The sequence below is a fragment of the Trichocoleus sp. FACHB-591 genome, from assembly GCF_014695845.1.
In the GTDB taxonomy this organism is placed as follows: Bacteria; Cyanobacteriota; Cyanobacteriia; order FACHB-46; family FACHB-46; genus Trichocoleus.
Genome location: NZ_JACJPA010000018.1, coordinates 96,813 through 114,121 on the forward strand (window position 1 = coordinate 96,813; position 17,309 = coordinate 114,121).

Here is a 17,309-nt window from a genome sequence, read left to right on the forward strand (position 1 = left end):
CGTTATGTAAGGTGACATATTTACAAGCTGTGCTCCAGCCCAGCTATTTGTGCCATGACCTCCGACAAACCTCTGCCTAAAGCACTCATCTGTGACTTAGATGGCACGCTGTGCAATATCTACCATCGACAACAATACATGCGCTCCAGACCCAAGAACTGGAAAGCTTTTTATCGAGCTTTAGGGAAAGACTTAGCTCATGAGTTTTGTCGAGATATTGTTCAGATGTACAAAGAGAGAGGATTTGCCATTCTGTTGGTTTCTGGGCGGCCTGCTGAATACAAACCAGAAACCGAAGCCTGGCTAGCCGATCATGAAGTGGAATATGATGCGCTCTGGATGAGAAGAACGGAAGATTCCAGACCAGACTTTATTGTTAAAAAGGAGATCTACGAACAATTCATTCAAGGTCGCTATAATGTCTTCTTTGTGCTTGACGATCGCGATCAGGTAGTGAAGATGTGGAGAAGCCAAGGACTCACTTGTCTGCAAGTTGCGGAAGGGAATTTTTAATCAATTGCTTCATTGCCGCTTGCTCTACAAATCAGCCCATAACAGGGCACAATCACTATCAGGAGATAGAGGCCATCAAGCTGTGGCGATCGCTACCGTAGAACTTAGTCAGTAGTAGAACAGTATAGTTCCGGGTACCTATGGCAGTAGCAGATAAAGAGAGTTCCAAACGGGCAGACTCCACCTCTGATCCGATGCAGGACGCGATCGCCACAGCCACTCGGATGGCGCAAGCAGCAACCGAAGTCTTGCAAGCCACAACAGGTAATGTCAGCACGACTACGGCAGCGATTGGTGAAACGATTGGTCCATCTGTGCAGCGATCGCTAGAGCAAACCACCGAAACTGTGGGCAAGTTCGTCACCCCTATTGCCGAAAACCCCTTGGTGAAATTTGCGGCCAAGGTTCCCGGAATTAATTTATTGATGGCGGCGCTCGGTCAAGTAGATGTTCAAAAGGCGCAGCGGGAAGTAGACCAACTGCGGCAAACCTATCCCTTAGAAACGCCAGAGCAATTGGCTCAGCGGATTATTTCGGATACTTCGCTGAAGGCAGGCGGCATTGGCTTACTGACCAATTTTATCCCTCCCTTGGCGCTAGCTCTGTTTGCGGTGGATATAGCGGCAGTCACCGCCCTTCAAGCTGAGATGATTTATCGCATCGCAGCAGTTTATGGCTTTCCGCTCACCGATCCGACTCGACGCGGCGAAGTGCTGGCGATTTTTGGTTTGTCAGTAGGTGGCTCTGGTGTTCTAAAGCTAGGTCTGAGCTTTGTGGAAATCTTGCCTCTGATTGGGCCTGTAGTGGGAGCATCGAGTGATGCTGCTTTGCTCTACACTTTAGGACAGCTCGCTTGCCGCTTCTATGAAGTCAAGCGTCAAGCGGCAACTCAGCCAGAAATGACTGTTGCGAATCGTTAGCGCGATCCCTAAAGTCAACGTAGTATTCTACTGACCGCCAAGAATTTTATGCCTATCTCTAAGCCAGAAGCCAAACAGCTCTTAGAACAGCTCATTTTTGAGGATACCTTGCCTCAAGACTGGGTGCAGGATGTTTGGGGGTTGAGTCCGCTTCTGGGGGATAGCGCGGCTAAGTTGTTAGAAGCATTTGAAGCGTTGATTGAGTATTGCCCAGAAGAGAAATTAGATAGTTTATTACAAACCTTGGCTCCAGAGCAGCTTGAGTCAAGGTAAGGGGTGTTCTCAGGCGGTAGAGGAGGCTCGCTGCCATACACCGCTACTCCTGGGCCTACCCAGGATCGACAATGACACCCATAAATAAAATTGCTCCAGTTTGCTGATCTCGAATAGCACAGAAGAACGAGCGATCGATGATCAAAGTAGGAGGTAAACCTCTTTCCATCTCGATCGCAGTTACAGCCGCCGCTTCCGCTCCTGCTTCGTTGACCTCAAAAAAAGTTTTGTGAGTAATTTGGCTAATAGCAGCGCTGTCACAGCAGAGTTGTGAGAAATTAGCTGCTTCATCGAAGGCTTGCTTCATACCTAAGCTCACTAGAGCCTGCTTCAGTGCGGATTTCGTTTCATACTCTAGCTGAAAGCTAGGCATCGTAAGGTTGATCAAACGTTGAGTAATAGACTTTGGCGGAAACTGATTGAGCCATTTAGGCCCGCTCCCCGACCTCAAGCTCTCATAAAAACTGTTCACCTGGGCTAGAGGAGGTAAAAAGATATCCAGACTGAGGCGTTTGTCTTTAAAGGGAATTCTGACTGCTTGAAAATCTTCACCTTGGTAACAGCAGTATTCATTAAACTGCCTCATCATGGGAACTTGCTTTTGACTGCTATCTAGAAGAGTAAACGTCCCCGGCTGGGTCTGCGTTGGGTCAAAACGATCGCTCCAGTTACCTTTGAAGTAGATGGCGTTAAGCAAAACTAGAATCGTGCCTGGGCTGAGCTGCTGCACAATCTGCTGAATCTTGCCATGGGTTTGATCACTTGCCCACTGATTAATGATTGCTGCTGCGTTAGGACTACTAAAGTCCAAATTCTGCACTTCTGCTTGATAAAACTCTTGAACTCGCTGTAGAAATTCAGACCGAAAGCGTAGATTTGGTGCCGCCCAGAGTGAATTTGCGATTGCCACTTGCACATCTGCCAAGCTTTCCAACTGCTTAATAAGCTCAGCATTGGCTTGATTCACCTCCTGGACGCTCATATTTTGCAAGCCCAAGGCGATCGCCATTTCTGCTTGGGTTTGCCCAACAGCACCGTTGTAGAGCATAGAAAGCGCGATCGAAATGCTGAGTGGAGAGACAAAAATATTTTGGTTAGGCTGTTGCTTGAGCAGTTCCAAAAAAAGCTTGAAACCGAATCGATTATTAGCGGCGATCAATTTATCGGTAGCGGTTTTCATGGAATGTCGTGATTAAACAAATTAGGGACGCGATCGCTGCTCAGCTCGCCCTGCCAAACATTTCTGCCTCCTAGACAAACTATGAGTGAATAGTGCCATCGGGCATGATAGTCCCGGATAGATTAGCTCCCGTCAGCTTAACCATCAAACGATTATTGATCCCAACCCGGGCACCAGTGAGATCAGCGCCACTCAAATTAGCCCCACTCAAATCAGCCCCCATTAAGTTGGCTTCTCTCAGGTCGGCATAACTTAAATCAGCTTGCAATAAATTGGCGCGGAATAGTTTGGCGCGGAATAGTTTGGCGTGGCTGAGGTTGACGTTGTGCAGAAAAGCGTCGCTGAGGTCAGCGTTGCTTAAATTGGCATCGCTTAAGTTGCGATTGGCATAGTCTTTTTCTTTGAGGTTTGCCCCCTGGAAATCACTGCCACTCAGGTCAGGGCCTCGATATTTAGGAACTTGAGGCGTTTGATATTTGGGGACTTGATGGGTGGGTGTTTGGGTTGGGTAGGCAGGATAGTCAGATGCTTGAGGCTGAGGGTAGGGAGATTTAGGTTCTGGTGCAGGAGAAGTTTGAGTTTCGTAAGCCGCGTAGTAGGACGATCGCAAGTAAGGGTGCAGCGGGTAAGCAGCAGGCTTTGGTGGCTGAGCCGCAGCAGGCTTAGGGGGTTGAGCCGCAGTGGGGGTTTGGTAATTAGCCCTAGGGGGGTGATAATTAGCCTTAGGTGGGGTGGCTTTTGGTGGTGGAGGTGGGGCAGGTGGTGGAGTGGGGGGAGTACTTTTGCTGGCGGTACTTTTACTGGCAGTACTTTTACTGGCAGTTTGGTTTCGTTTGGCTCCGGCTTTGGCATGGCAAGACCGTAACAGGTCTCGCGCCTCATTAATTTCTTTCAGTTTTTCGTGGGCTTCGTGCTGCCGTTCAGAATCGTCTTGGGGCACGCGATCGGGATGCCACTGTCGAGCCAAGTCTTTGTAAGCTTGGTTGATTTCATCCAGAGATGCGCCTGGTTTTAGTCCCAGGACTCTGTAGCATCGGTTGAGCTCGTTGATCCGTACCATCCACTACCTCAGGCAACCAATTGTGCCGCCTACCCAAATGGGCAATGACCTTCAGACTGTGGCAGGCTGCACGGTTTTGTCTGTCCATTCTATCGCGGAGGAATTGCCCACTCCCTGCTTCGACGAGGGTGATTTAACAATGTTGGGGTTTTGTAGTGTCAGTTACTTAGGGCAACCAGAAGTTAGGCAAGATACTTTGTCCCCAATTCCGGAGAGATTGATTTAGCGATCGCATGGTCTGAATATGAGGTTCATCGGGTTCAACAGGCAAAATTGTGGCGGGTGTGCCTCGTCCGAGTTGGGCGATCGCTAAGTTGGCTGCTTCTAATCCCGTCACAAAGGCCTTCTCTTGAGACCAGGAGCCGTGGCGGGTTACCACCCAGTCACCGCTCATAAACAGGTTGCTGATACTGGTTTCTGCTGGCAACAGGTAGCGGTAACTGCCAGGGGCAAAGTGAGTCACCGCTCTAGGCAGCCGTACCACCCCGCTGTCAATCACTTTGGCTTCGTGGAAGGCGGGAATGCAGGTGGCTAAGTCGCGCTGTACTAAGGGCACAATTTCTGTGTCACTCAAGGGCAGGAATTGGTTGGCGTGGTAAAAATCTGCTTCCACCACGGTTCCTGGCTCGTCTCGGAACTCATCGTGGAGCGCATTCAGGTCAAAGAACGTCCAGCCCGTGGTGGCTTGGAAGCCGAAGCAAGCATTGGAGGGTCGAGGAATCTCAATTTTGCGATCGAACCACAAGCGAGTGGCCATGACATCAATCGCGCTCAGGTTCATCAAATCGCGGAACTCTCGACGGTTGCGGAGCGTGGGGCTACCACTGACAATTTTCTGCATTCCCGTCACCCCCACGGCAAAGATCACCGCATCAGCATCAAATATTTCATCTCCGCAAACTACACCTGTGGCTTGGCCTCGACTATCTAAGCGCACATCGCTCACTCGTCGCTGGGTCAGCACTTTGCCGCCCGCTTGCTCAATCTGCTGCACCCAAGGTCGGAAGATCATCTCACCCACAGTGCCCCGACACCAAACCACATCGAAATCGGGTTGGTGGGCCAAGATGAAGTAATAAAGCATGCCCAACGCTGCCGCTGCCGAACATTGTTCTCCCGGCGCAAATAGGCCCACCAGCAACATCGGTTCAAAGGATTCCCGGTAGAGTCGAGCAGAAACCCCAAAATCCTTGAAGAGTTCTCGCGCTGTCACAGAGTCGTAGCGTCGCCATGCAGCATCGGAGTTGTCAAAATCTATCAACGCATACAGTAGCGGCAAGGCTGAGAGGCGATCGCGCAAGGGTAAGCGCTTGAACTGCGTGTAGAGAAACGTACCAAGCGGCGTCGGCAGACGCGGCAGATCTTGAAAAATCGGTGACTCCACCTCTAGCCCCACGGGGGAATATTGCGAAGACCGAGTCCAGGGAGTGAAAGGCTTTAGTCCCAGTTGATCTACCAAAGAAAAAATATTGCGATAAGGATACCAGAAGCCATGAATTCCAGCCTCGATGGAGCGACCACCCGGCGTTTTCCAGCCTGCTACCAACCCACCTGGATAAGCACCTGCCTCCAACAGCGTTACATCATAGCCTTGCTTCGCCAAATGGTGAGCTGCCCCTAAACCAGCCCAACCAGCCCCCACAATGACTATCCGTGGCGATCGCTCGTCCATCACTTTTACATTCTTCACAACATCTTTTTTCAGGATGGCATCTTTTCGCTGGCTTTACTTTGCCCCAGGGGAAGAAGCGAGCCAAATTGACGCCAGAGAACTCACAACCTCTGGCTTGTAAGGTACACAAACAAAAAACAAAGATGTTATCTATGCCAAATCATCTGGGTGGGCTCCATCTCTGCCAACAACTGTCCCCGCGAAATCACATACCGTACCGAGGCTCGACGGCGAATTGCATCATAGCGATCGCTGGCCACCAATACAATTAGATTCGCAGGCTTTCCCACCTCCACTCCATACTGATCTCCCAAACCCAGCGTTTTGGCTCCCTGCCAAGTCACCATGTCATAGCAGGCATCAATCTCTCCCATCCCTGTCATTTGGCAGACATGCACTGCCATAAACGCCACATCCAGCATGTTACCTGTGCCTAAGCTATACCAAGGGTCTTGCACGCAATCATGGCCCAAACTCACATTTAATCCTTGCTGCCACAACTCCTTCACCCTAGTGACCCCACGTCGTTTCGGGTAACTATCTGTCCTGCCTTGCAGCGTGATGTTAATCAACGGATTGGCAATAAAATTAAGCTGTGCCCGCTGAAGAAACCCCATCAGCTTGTAAGCATAGGCATTGTTATAAGACCCAAAGGCTGTGGTATGGCTCGCTGTTACCCGTGGCCCCAACCCAGTGCGAATCGCATATGCTGCCACAACTTCCAAAAACCGTGACTGATCATCATCAATCTCATCACAATGTATGTCAATCAAGCGATCGTACTGCTGTGCCCACTCAAACACCTGTTGTACCGATCGCACTCCATCTTCTCGCGTCAGTTCATAATGGGGAATCCCGCCCACTACATCTACACCGAGTTTCAGGGCTTCCTCCATCAACGCCTGATTCTGAGGGTTGCCGTAAATGCCATCCTGCGGAAACGCCACGACTTGCAGCGTGATCCAATCCTGCACTTCCTCCCGCACTGCCAGCAAAGCTTGCAGCGCCGTTAAATTCGTTTCGCTGACATCGGCATGACTACGAACAAACAACACACCTTGCATTGCTTGTTGCTTTAGGGTAGCGATCGCGCGCTGTTTCACATCCTCTAAGGTCAAACTTTGCTTGCGATCGCGCCAAATTTCAATTCCCTCAAACAAGGTGCCACTTTCATTCCAGCGGGGGTCTCCTGCCGTCAGAGCTGAATCTAGATGGATATGGGATTCTACAAAAGGAGGACTCACCAACTGTCCCTGCACATCTAGTTCTTGCGGGGCTGTAGCCTCCAAGTGAGGTGCGATCGCCATAATCTTGCCTGCTTGGATGCCAACATCTACAGACTCTAAAACATCTGGCGATCGCAATAGACGACAATGACGCAGAATTAAATCGTAAGGCTGTGAGGACATAAAGCAATCTGCCTAAGTAGAAGCAGTTCCTCACTGTACTAGCAGAAATTAACCCAAAAAAATACCCCCGCATTGCAGGGGTATTGAGATTAAGTTGTGCCGATTAATCGGGATTAATTAGCTGAGAGCAACATGACTGCGCTCGTAATTGCGCCGAAATGTCGGATGAATGTCACCTTGAATGTGATTCCAATAATCACTTAGATGCGTGAACCCCGCTTCAGCCGCAGAGCGACTCAATAGAGTTTGCTGGCGATTCTTGATCAGATGATGTTGCTGCGTCATTCGGGTGCGGGCTCTGTTCTCAGTCGATAAGCCAGTCGCTTTAACAGATTCAGCCAGAGGTGCTGCGACCACAGCCGTTTCATTGGCTACTGCGTCGTTCACATCTGGGCGATCGCTTGTGCGATAAGCCACACCACGGTATTTCAAGTCTAAGCTCGCTTGTTGAACGGGTGCTTTTTTGAAGTTACGAAAGCGCCAATCCAAACCCCGATACTTTCCGGTCTCTCCAGCAGTAGTTTCAACAGTAGGAGTGTTGGATTCGTATTTGCTGCCACGATAGGTCAATTGCATGATTTTCGCCTCAAATTAGAACTGTAGTGATATGAGGCGCGTTCCTTCGGGATCACTCCCTACTTCCGTTTCTTGGCTGCTTTTAGTCGTCAATTACTAAACTCATCCAAAGAAATGAACGATTTCGTTTTCACTTCTGTATCTATTTTGACACTTTTAAGCGAAATTTGCTCCAACTAGAGGCGGATATTTTTTCAGGGTTTTCTGACAACTATTGCATTCAAGCTATTCATCAATCTGCCAAGCATCCTTCGTCAAGTCTTCATCGATAATTCGCTTCGGACGCACTACTAGAATCACTTGACCTAAGAGGGACAAGCTAGGAGACTCGTCGAACCATTGCAACTCTAGCTGCTGGTCTGGAGCCACTACGAAATAGCTGTTGGCATTCCATTGACGCTGGGCTCGGTCTACCACCAATAAAATCTCTTCTGGCTGACCCGGCAGCGGAGCAGGTAAATGATTGCTGTCACAGAGCAAGACCACTGGATCTTCTGCACCTAAGAGCACTTTCCAGCCTGGAACCGGAACCCAAGCCCCAGTCCCAGAAAATTGCACCATACGAAAGGCTCCAACCTCCTCGGTTAGCGGCACTGCTTGCAAATCGGCTAGGGTCAAGGGCAATTTACCCACAACAGGCAGTACCCGTGGCAGTTCTTCTTCGTTTTCTAACCGATAAATCGGTAAGCGAGGAGCAGAACGAGAGGAAGTGATGCTGAAATCGGTCAATAACTGTTCTAGTTTTTGCCGCGCTGTGACGCTGCTGACAAACCGCAATCCCTTGGCAATCAGGCGCGAACGGTCTTGCAAGTCGCTGTGTTGTCGAGCTAACTTCCAGCATTGGTAGGCGATCGCATCTCCTGGATGCTTGGTAAAACCCTCCGGTGGAGTGCTCCGAGGAGACAAATCCTTCATCGCTTTGGCTAAATCATGCGAGTCATCAAGATCAATATTTTTCTCAACTACAAAGTCTGCTGCTGCAGCTCGCTCTGCCTGGTTCAGAATGCGAAACTCATACAATATATCGCTGCCTTTACGCTCAAAGTGTTGTCGGGTTGCCTCCGAGACTCCCGCATTCACCATTGAGGCGAAAACCTGCGACCCTACAATGACTTGATTTTGCTGAATTGGCTCAAATCCTGTTTCCTCAAAAATCTTTTGGGGGTTGAAACCTGCTTTTTGCAACTGCTGACAAGCTTGACCCCACTTTACCCAAGATCCTTCTTTGCGACGCAGCGATCGTAATAAGGTGTCTGTATCCAGAGCAGCTTGGGGATCTTGAAAGTTTGGGTTGAAAGCATTTGAGGAAGTTTCAGTCATGGTTGAGGTAGGCAGCAGATCACTAAAGGACAGCAAGCAGTCTTTAATTCTAAGCCCTTCACGATTTCTATACTACTAGGGCATCTTGCCTTAGAAATCTATCTCTGCCGTGCCTCGCAAGCATTAGGGTTTCAAAAAGTTTTTAGATTGACTTGACGAATCTCTACAATCTAAGGCATGATTGTAAACGCGAAATATAAGGGGCTATAGCGCAGTTGGTAGCGCACTTCAATGGCATTGAAGGGGTCAGCGGTTCGAATCCGCTTAGCTCCATAGGTTGTTCTAAATCTGTCCGTTAAAGAGCTATTTGTCAGTTTTAAATAGCTCTTGTCGGATAATTTTAGTAAATTACAGTTTCTCAGGGTTTCTAGCTGCTGCCCTAAACATCTACCCATAATATCAAGTAGAAAAAGCAGTTTTAAATAGCTCTTGCCACAAAATATTATGAGCAATAGTCGATAGCATTGCTGAAATGCCATTGAAGTGCGCCTTTCAACCCAACCTACTTGTAAATCTTTCAGATCATTCAAGTACGAGAATACAGATGCAGCTTTTGCTATAGCTAAGTGAAAACTGACTCCTGAATTCTCTCAACCTACCTAGACATTGAAATTTAGGTGCAACCAGCTAGCCCACCAATACCAAGCAGGTAGCATTGCAGCTTTCAACCCACCTAGGCGTTGGAGTTCAGATGCAACCCTGCCCGATCCATTCCCTTCGGGGAGTCCTACGCTTTCAACCCACCTAGGTGCTGGAGTTCAGATGCAACCCCGGCTGCTTAAACCCTTATCTAGATTGAGTTGATTAAGGTGTTTTGGCAAACCTCAACAAGTGCTAGAAAAAGAGGCGGTTGCTTCTTCAGCAAGAAATATCACAAAACTCACAAAATCTAGACTCTGCAAGAGATATAGGATTTTGGCAAACATCCTACGGATTTTACCCCTGCTTGGGTTTGCCAAAAGAGTAAGTAGGAGGGTTCAACCCTTGTTCGGGGCGATTCATCCAATACAGAGTATCAGATGTGGTAATTAACTGCCCATATCAACATATTGTTGTACTCTAAAATAGGTTTGGCTAAGTCAGAGTTACCTCAGATGCTAGGAAGCGCACCCGCATCGCGTCTTGAAGCTTACTACCTAAAAAGGTACTCACTTGTAGACAAGGTGGACAGCATACCTGGGCCGGAAAGCAATTAAACTGACCCACATTTAAACAGTACAGCGGCTCCAAGGAGCATGAACTGCGCGCTAATTAGTTTGCTGACTTCGCCTATAGCGAAGCTCAGCTATTTTTATGTGTTTAACGAGCGTAATAAGCGGAAAGAGCTAGCTCATAAGCTTTATGCTGCAATGTACCTTGAGCAGGTTGGTAGCCCACTTCAATTGGAATACCTAAGCGAGAGGCACAGCCTTGGATGCTTTGAGCTAACCTGCCATAACTCCAACGATGGAAGCTAACACGAAATTGTTTTGCATATCTATTCTGGCTAGTTTTATCACCAGGGTATTTGTGTTCTGCAATAGCTCGAATTTCACTTTCTATACTTTCTCTAACATCTCCTATCTTGGGTAAAACAATACTGCCAGCCTTCCACTCTAAAGCAAGTTCTACAATCCTGGCTGCCATCAGCCGATCTAGATATTGACCTAGATTAGACCAAGACTGCTGGGAAATTTGCTGGTTTTTCTCTTTGTTGCAAGTTTTCTTATGTTGTTCGCGTAAGCGATTTAGCAATCTGTACTCCTTCATTCGTAGTTGTTTAATAGTCTGCTGACCTTTAGGAGCCTGCACGCTGCGATCTGTTAAAAGTTGCCGTACACTTTGGTATCTGATCACTTCTCCCCTACTTGCGTCAACAATTGCGACCGCGACAGGTAGGCGACGGCTGAAGCTCACACCCACTAAGATATTGGATTGCCCTTGATATACAGGTTTACTAGGACGAGGTGGAGAAGCTCTGGATAACCGCTCTAATTCTGTTTGATTAGCCTTTAGTCGGCTTTCTGACTGCTTTGTTAGCTCAGTTTTGTTTCTTGAATGTTCTAGTTTTTGCCGCGCACCAACTATTTTCTCTTGTCTTACCTCCTCAGTTCCTTCGCTACTTAGTAATCGAGTCTCAATGGAGCAGTGTAAAAATAGCCGATGAGTATTCCACGGTTTTTCTGCTTCACGGGATACTCGTTTACCGAATTTCCGTTTGTCTTCTTTCCACATAAGAGAGGCGGAACGCAAGGGAGACAGCCCCGCTGAATATTTCTCGGTGTCTGGTAGAGCTTTATTGATCTGATACTCTTGAGCAACCTGCCGCAACAATGGTAGCTGACGGCGATCACAGTGAATTTCAAGTTTACATCTGCCCAAGCCGTTAAAGCCTACAAATATCCGCTCACTCTGCTTCACAACCTTCTTTCGTTTTCTCCGTTTCTTAGAACGGCGAAGCGGCGTGGATACCATTGGACTCATGCCACTTTGATCAACAGGTTGTGGAATGGCTTTATTCTCTTTAGCCTTGAATAACCAAGTAAGATCATCACCACTTCCAAAAATAATTGGATAGGGCAATGATTTTGGAATTTTTGCAAGATTGCTTAGCCGAGGTATTAATTCTTGTCGCCAAGTCTCAAACTCAACTTCTCCTCTTTGGATCTCGATATAGCAGCCCCTTATTAAGAGAATACCTAAATCAACCGACTCTGTCCTGTGCTGAGTATTTCTTGCCATGTCATAGCAATTTCTGATGAACGCACAAAGCAGGAGTCGAAGACTAGTAAGATTCTTATGTTTAGGAAGCTCTTTTGCTTCCTCCAAGCTTTTTAGTGTCTCAACACCTGTTGGATCTCGCGGTTGTGGCAGCTTGCCCTGAAGTTGCCTTTCAAGGCGCTCCACTTCTATTTGTTTCTTCCTAAGATAGAGAGCAGAGGATTCTGGATCTTCCTCCTGTTCATTGACCTGACAACCATTCCTCAGCAAATGAATGATAGCTCGACGGTCTAGGCAATCTTCGGTTGCCTCATATAACTTGAACAGGGTATCCAGCAGATTTTTATCAATCTTTGGTCTCTTTCGAGATTTAGCTCTTTTGCCTGCCGCCTCACCCTGTGCCTTATTCCCTGCAAGCTGAGAGAGTGCTTGGGCTAGAATTTCACTAGCTTTTATGCAGACTGTATTCAGGCTGAAATCGCTTATCTTGGCTAGTTCTACATCTTCCTCTATAAGACCTAACCAGTGCTTCTTTCCAGCTAGCTTCGTGAAGCGTATTTTCTGTAGAGCTAGCCAAGACTCATAAATGTATGTTGTCATTAAGCAAGCTGACGTAATGAATCGGCCTGGTTGTCCTGTAAATCGTGGATCGCTCTTAAGAAGCTTACATATCTCCTCAACCTTTTTTTGAGTGATGTTCCCTGTATGCTGCCATGTCTCAAACTCAGGACATTCTCCCACCTGCTTATTGAGTTCATTGACCAAAGGAGTATTCTTTTCAACCATTAACTCCCACAAGGGACGGCGTGTTTCCTCATCGGTGTTGAGACGACATTGAATTGTTACTATACTCATGAGCTGATACCCAAGCCTGTAACATCGTCGAACAATTAGAGTGGCTGCAATGAAGCAATCACAAAAGAAAAATACTGAAGAGTGTCAAAAGCAGAACCAGAAAAGCCGTCTTATGAATCGGGACGATTTGTTTAGCTAATTGATAGCAGAGATTTCATGGCCTTGCAATAGTTTTTGCTGAGCTTAATTTTTCTTAAAATTAAAGCTTTAGTGGCTGTAAATCCTACTCTAAGCGGCTTACGCTTAATCCTAATCCAAAGTAAAACTCTATATTTTTCAAAAGAAGGCATTAGGAAAAAGCTTTGATCAAAGGCAGTAAAAATTAAGAAACTTCTTTGTGATAGCCAGTCTTAAAAATTTAAACTCGTGTATTTTTTGTGAATTCTTTTCAAGAAAATGAGTTTTTTGCTAGATTACACTTTTACTATGAGTGTTTAAGTTGAATTAGTAAGCATATATTCAAAGCTCTCAAGCAATGAATCATAGACATGGAAAAAGTTGATTCTGGGAAAGTCATTAGTACCATCCTGAAGCATGATGCAAAGGTCACAAGCTACAAAATTGCGCTGCTGAGGGCGATCAATGATGTCGTGCTGTCTTTTCCAGACTTAAGGAACTACAACCAAGATGTTGCAGTTCCGCTCAAGGTTTTAGCAGAGTACTGGGTAGCTTACTACTGGCCGTTCGTTGATCCCAACAAGCCAATCTTTCAAGGACAGCGGGCAAAGCTGAATGGTGAAACAAGAAACGATATGGCGTTTCGATCAGCCCTAGCTGCGCTTCGCTTGCGATGGGAACAAGAATTAGAAACCGCTTCCCGCCCCTCAGATGGCTTTTTCGTCATCAATGAGATGCGAGTTGCCCGTAAGCGGGCTTTATATTCTCAGGATTTCTTAAAAGCCTACCAGCAGGCTATTAGAGGAATTAGCAAAACCTTAGAAATGCCAATCCGCTACGCTGGCCCTGGCAATTGGACAGTGTTTTCACAGCCTGTTAGGTACGAGGAACTTAATGGGCTAGCTGTTTCTGTACCTGGAACGCAGAGCAGCGACAAGTGCCTAGTCATCCAGGCTGAGCTATGGCAGGCGTTTCAGACCTTATCGTTATGGGTTGAGGCACTCTGCATTCATGAGTGGTGCCTATTTTCAGAGGGTGTGGAGCAGGGGAGCACTCAACAAGTTGATCGTGGTGACATTTATCGTCTGCTAACTGATCGCCCTGACAACCGCCGACCTCTGACTTGGGAACGCAACAATATTGATTTACTGCTAGTAGAGGGGTACGAGTTTGTTTGCCCTTGGACAGAGCGGCGAATCCGAAGTGGCGTGAGCTACGACCTAGACCATTTGGTGCCAGTCTCGATTTATCCGATCAACGAACTTTGGAATTTGGTGCCTGCTGATCCCGACTTCAACTCGCGGGTCAAACGTCATTACTTGCCGTCGTCTGAGAAGTTGCAACAAGCAAGGCAGTATTTGGAGCTGACGTATGAGCAATACGGTGTTTCTAAGGCTTTAGCAAAAGCGTTACGGGAAGATGTAGCCATCCGGTTTCTAACGGTGGGTCACAACGTAACGAATTTTCCGATGCTAGTAACTGGAGCAGTGGTGAAACTAATTGATCAAGTAGCTGAGTCACGCAACATAGCCCGTTTTTGAGAGAACCGAAGGCACAGTGAGCCGTTTTAGCTCAGTAGTTCACATTCTAAAACCTTCACTAATCGGCAGAGATCGCTCCGATAAGTAATCAGTCTCGCATTGACACAAAAACGGTGGAGTCTACCATCCATGAAGGGAGTTATATAGCGAAACTCGTTGAGCGTACGTTCCTTGTGGAGAGCGTTAATATAGCGCAAAAGCTCTTCTGGAATGTGGTAGAGCTGCATGTTTTTGCATACCCAATCATTAGGCTTAGCTCCACTTGTCTCTTCAACTTGGTCGTTACAGAACAGCCCTACGTTATCTGCCATTCTGATAATCGAATCACTTGAACCACTTAAAACTTCCTGAATGATTTGAGAGTCAGGCAAGATCAGATTTGAGCTTGATACTTCTGTCATTACCTTTCATCACAAAGCTAGGATAAGCAAACTCACAATACCAATGGGATCTAGTTCAATTCATACCACTCGAAGTAATATCCAGCTAATGTATTAAGTCTATAAAAGACTAGCTTCACAATGCCCTCAAAAAGTCTTCACTCTAATGTGCTGCCAATAATAATTACTATAATTTCTAGGTAATACAGTCAGAGCAGTATTGAGCTAATGGGAGAAATCTCAACCAAAGCGCTTAAGCCTAGCCTAAGCGCTATCCGAAAATCATGAGAGGCCTCTGGCCGTATTAATACTACACGATTAAAACATTGTTGGAAACAATGGCATCGGTGCTGTTTCTCGTCTATGTTCTCTGGAAAACTTATTTCGTGTTTTCACTTCTCTAATCTATACAAATTCTAGGCTCACTCCATGCAGATTTGCAGGGCCTGACCCTATTAGATTCATACTCTTCGTTACTATATCTACATTGTAGAAGTCACTTGTATTCATAGTATCTACTTGACCCAGAATATTACCGTTATTGGAAAATGTCATAGAAACAAGCGCAGTGTTCTTGATTCCTTGAAAGGAGCTACTTCCTGTATTGGTATCAATTGTAGCCAAACCATTCTGCATATCCCAAGCATATAGAATTCCGTCTGGAGAAAATGCAATATTTCTAACGATCCCAAGATGAGTGTTGCCAATAGTTCTAACTGCCCCTGTGCTAGGTGTAATTTCTATCAAATAGTCATCGCCAGTCGAGTATTGACCAGTGTTATACGTGGCAAATAGCTGACCAGAGCTAGAAAAAGCTAATCCAGTAAGGTGAGAATTAATTGATATATTTGTCACCTTCCGCCCTTTACCTGTCAGTGGATCTAATTCTATTAGTGATGTTTCTAAGTTGGAGTTGACGGCAACTTGGGTCTTTGAGTAGAGGAAACCAGAGGGTGACTCAGCCAGCAATTTCAAACCAGGAAATCCTGAATCTCCTACCACATTGTAGTTACCAGTTAATGGATCAATCTTTAAAAGATTTCCGTTTAAATTAACTCCGAAAAGAGTTTGAAGGCGCTGATCAGTACGTCTTTCTTTGTAGCCATATTCAACGTAATGTTTGATGGCTGCATCTAGATTGCTTCCAAAGGCTGTCTGTAAATCCTTATAGTTACTAAGATATTGCTCTGCATTGAATGAAGTGGTGGAACGCCCTTCTTTGTAACCATATTGGATGTAGTGCTGTGTAGCAGCGCCTAGGTTGTAGCCAAATGCTTTGACTAGATCAGCATGAGATGCGATGTATTCTCCTGCATTAAATGAAGTGGTGGAACGTCCCTCCTTGTAACCGTACTGAATGTAATGCTGTGTAACTGCACCTAGGTTGTAACCAAACGCTTGAATCAAGTCACCATGCGATGCAAGATACTGAGCTGGGTTAAAGGAAGTAGTAGAACGCCCTTCTTTGTAACCGTATTGGATGTAGTGCTGTCGTGCGGCATCTAGGTTGTAGCCGAACGCTTGAATCAGATCAGCATTAGACGCTAGGTACTGACCTGCATTAAATGAAGTGGTAGAGCGACCTTCTCTGTAACCATGTTGAATATAGTGCTGTCGTGCGGCGTCTAAGTTGTAGCCGAACGCTTGAATCAGATCAGCATTAGACGCTAGGTACTGACCTGCATTAAATGAAGTGGTAGAGCGGCCTTCTCTGTAACCGTATTGGATGTAGTGTTGTCTTGCAGCCTCTAAGTTGTAGCCAAACGCTTGAATTAGATCAGCATTAGACGCTAGGTACTGACCTGCATTGAATGAGGTAGTAGAACGCCCCTCCCAATAACCGTACTCAGTGTAGTGTTGTGTAGCTGCGCCTGTGTTATTGCCAAATGCTTGAATTAAATCAATATTGGATGCAATATAAGTGCTTGCTGAAAACGCAGCCATTGGAACTACTTGATAACCAATGTCCGCGAGAATTGCTAGGTCTAACCGAGTAGGCAGACGACGCTGACCAGCTTCACCTATGGGGTCCAACAGAGACTGTGTCGTTAATCCTGCTGGAATAAATCCATCTTGAATATGTGATAGTCCCGGTGCCAGAGGAATAGCTTGTCCTGCATTTACAATTTTGGCTTTGGAGCCTATAAAGTATTGACCGCTAACTAGATTATCGAAGGCTCTGCTAGTTCCTACTCCTAGAACATGACCAATTTCATGTAGTGCTGTTGCAATAAAGTCGTAACTATTCCAACGAATATCACTATCTGTAGAAGGGGTGGAATCAAAAAACCAGTTGTCATTGGTATCAAAGGTTATTGAACCCACAGCAGGTTGAAAGTCAGAACCTGTGTAGCGCGATCCTGAACCAGCTCCAGGCCCACCCTCACCAAGGTTTCCATCAAGGTCTTTGGCCCCAACGAATATTGTCAAATCATCTATAGGAGCACTTGTCTTAAAGCTTATGAATTCCTCTGTTACTGGTTGTCTAACTGAAATTTGTGTTCCAGTAGGAATATCGGTAAATTCATCATTGATTATATTTTTCCATATAGAAGCTGCTGCTTCTAGTGCATTTCGACGTTCTGTAGTAAACCAATTGTTAGTGTCGAATCGGTAGTCGAATTGAATGTTAAAGTTGCTCATTTACTGATTTCGTGAAATGCTATTTCAATCAAATCAAATACTTGATGTAAAACAGCTCACAAAAATCACGGTTTGTTTTGTGAAGCTTCTATAATAAATTGAATTTTCAAATATTTTTTATCTAAAGCATAGACTTTTCTTTCGGCGTGC

13 protein-coding genes, 1 tRNA gene and 1 riboswitch are annotated in these 17,309 nt (G+C 46.3%); of the genes, 5 read left to right on the top strand and 9 right to left on the bottom strand.

Features of this window, described 5'->3' with window-relative positions; genetic code table 11:
- Positions 1-54 precede the first annotated feature (54 nt).
- The 3 genes from H6F90_RS02580 to H6F90_RS02590 all read left to right on the top strand — a co-directional run bounded on the left by H6F90_RS02580 (position 55) and on the right by H6F90_RS02590 (position 1,706).
- Positions 55-513: an HAD family acid phosphatase gene (locus H6F90_RS02580; RefSeq protein WP_190549952.1), complete on the top strand. Its 459-nt coding sequence runs from the start codon at positions 55-57 to the stop codon at positions 511-513.
- A gap of 140 nt (positions 514-653) precedes the next feature.
- Entirely contained in the window at positions 654-1,433 is a 780-nt protein-coding gene (locus H6F90_RS02585) for an EcsC family protein (RefSeq protein ID WP_242024295.1), read from the top strand.
- Between the two features lie 48 nt (positions 1,434-1,481).
- On the top strand, positions 1,482-1,706 hold the full coding sequence (locus H6F90_RS02590) for a hypothetical protein (RefSeq protein WP_190549954.1): 225 nt from the start codon (positions 1,482-1,484) through the stop codon (positions 1,704-1,706).
- 55 nt (positions 1,707-1,761) lie between these two features.
- Here the strand turns inward: H6F90_RS02590 and H6F90_RS02595 are convergent, their stop codons facing one another.
- The 6 genes from H6F90_RS02595 to H6F90_RS02620 form a co-directional block, all read right to left on the bottom strand.
- Positions 1,762-2,886, bottom strand: a complete 1,125-nt coding sequence (locus H6F90_RS02595) for a serpin family protein (RefSeq protein WP_190549956.1) — start codon at positions 2,884-2,886, stop codon at positions 1,762-1,764.
- A gap of 79 nt (positions 2,887-2,965) precedes the next feature.
- Positions 2,966-3,946 (bottom strand): pentapeptide repeat-containing protein, encoded by a 981-nt coding sequence (locus H6F90_RS02600; RefSeq protein WP_190549958.1) that lies wholly within the window; start codon positions 3,944-3,946, stop codon positions 2,966-2,968.
- 166 nt (positions 3,947-4,112) lie between these two features.
- A complete protein-coding gene (locus tag H6F90_RS02605; protein WP_370587929.1) occupies positions 4,113-5,636 on the bottom strand; it encodes an FAD-dependent oxidoreductase in 1,524 nt (507 codons plus the stop codon).
- A 128-nt stretch (positions 5,637-5,764) separates the two neighbouring features.
- Positions 5,765-7,027: a cytosine deaminase gene (codA, locus tag H6F90_RS02610; protein ID WP_190549960.1), complete on the bottom strand. Its 1,263-nt coding sequence runs from the start codon at positions 7,025-7,027 to the stop codon at positions 5,765-5,767.
- A 117-nt stretch (positions 7,028-7,144) separates the two neighbouring features.
- Entirely contained in the window at positions 7,145-7,603 is a 459-nt protein-coding gene (locus H6F90_RS02615; protein WP_190549963.1) for a DUF4278 domain-containing protein, read from the bottom strand.
- 35 nt (positions 7,604-7,638) lie between these two features.
- Positions 7,639-7,726: riboswitch (Glutamine riboswitch) on the bottom strand.
- A gap of 102 nt (positions 7,727-7,828) precedes the next feature.
- Entirely contained in the window at positions 7,829-8,923 is a 1,095-nt protein-coding gene (locus H6F90_RS02620; protein WP_190549965.1) for a RuBisCO accumulation factor 1, read from the bottom strand.
- 200 nt (positions 8,924-9,123) lie between these two features.
- Between H6F90_RS02620 and H6F90_RS02625 the strand changes: the two genes are divergently transcribed.
- Positions 9,124-9,196: transfer RNA gene (locus tag H6F90_RS02625), tRNA-Ala, on the top strand.
- A 1,026-nt stretch (positions 9,197-10,222) separates the two neighbouring features.
- Here H6F90_RS02625 and cas12k read toward each other — a convergent pair.
- A complete protein-coding gene (gene cas12k, locus H6F90_RS02630) occupies positions 10,223-12,478 on the bottom strand; it encodes a type V CRISPR-associated protein Cas12k (protein ID WP_190549967.1) in 2,256 nt (751 codons plus the stop codon).
- 488 nt (positions 12,479-12,966) lie between these two features.
- Here cas12k and H6F90_RS02635 point away from each other — a divergent pair, with 488 nt between their 5' ends.
- On the top strand, positions 12,967-14,136 hold the full coding sequence (locus H6F90_RS02635) for a hypothetical protein (RefSeq protein ID WP_190549968.1): 1,170 nt from the start codon (positions 12,967-12,969) through the stop codon (positions 14,134-14,136).
- A gap of 26 nt (positions 14,137-14,162) precedes the next feature.
- Here the strand turns inward: H6F90_RS02635 and H6F90_RS02640 are convergent, their stop codons facing one another.
- A complete protein-coding gene (locus H6F90_RS02640; protein WP_190549970.1) occupies positions 14,163-14,537 on the bottom strand; it encodes a hypothetical protein in 375 nt (124 codons plus the stop codon).
- A 384-nt stretch (positions 14,538-14,921) separates the two neighbouring features.
- The gene (locus H6F90_RS02645) at positions 14,922-17,159 is read right to left on the bottom strand and encodes a matrixin family metalloprotease (RefSeq protein ID WP_190549973.1); all 2,238 of its coding nucleotides are present in this window, start codon (positions 17,157-17,159) and stop codon (positions 14,922-14,924) included.
- Positions 17,160-17,309: the final 150 nt, after the last annotated feature.

Bases quoted from the DNA above. Each gene is read 5' to 3' on its own strand.
- H6F90_RS02580 (WP_190549952.1), top strand. From the start codon at position 55: ATGACCTCCGACAAACCTCTGCCTAAAGCACTCATCTGTGACTTAGAT.
- H6F90_RS02585 (WP_242024295.1), top strand. From the start codon at position 654: ATGGCAGTAGCAGATAAAGAGAGTTCCAAACGGGCAGACTCCACCTCT.
- H6F90_RS02590 (WP_190549954.1), top strand. From the start codon at position 1,482: ATGCCTATCTCTAAGCCAGAAGCCAAACAGCTCTTAGAACAGCTCATT.
- H6F90_RS02595 (WP_190549956.1), bottom strand. From the start codon at position 2,886: ATGAAAACCGCTACCGATAAATTGATCGCCGCTAATAATCGATTCGGT.
- H6F90_RS02600 (WP_190549958.1), bottom strand. From the start codon at position 3,946: ATGGTACGGATCAACGAGCTCAACCGATGCTACAGAGTCCTGGGACTA.
- codA (WP_190549960.1), bottom strand. From the start codon at position 7,027: ATGTCCTCACAGCCTTACGATTTAATTCTGCGTCATTGTCGTCTATTG.
- H6F90_RS02615 (WP_190549963.1), bottom strand. From the start codon at position 7,603: ATGCAATTGACCTATCGTGGCAGCAAATACGAATCCAACACTCCTACT.
- H6F90_RS02620 (WP_190549965.1), bottom strand. From the start codon at position 8,923: ATGACTGAAACTTCCTCAAATGCTTTCAACCCAAACTTTCAAGATCCC.
- cas12k (WP_190549967.1), bottom strand. From the start codon at position 12,478: ATGAGTATAGTAACAATTCAATGTCGTCTCAACACCGATGAGGAAACA.
- H6F90_RS02635 (WP_190549968.1), top strand. From the start codon at position 12,967: ATGGAAAAAGTTGATTCTGGGAAAGTCATTAGTACCATCCTGAAGCAT.
- H6F90_RS02640 (WP_190549970.1), bottom strand. From the start codon at position 14,537: ATGACAGAAGTATCAAGCTCAAATCTGATCTTGCCTGACTCTCAAATC.
- H6F90_RS02645 (WP_190549973.1), bottom strand. From the start codon at position 17,159: ATGAGCAACTTTAACATTCAATTCGACTACCGATTCGACACTAACAAT.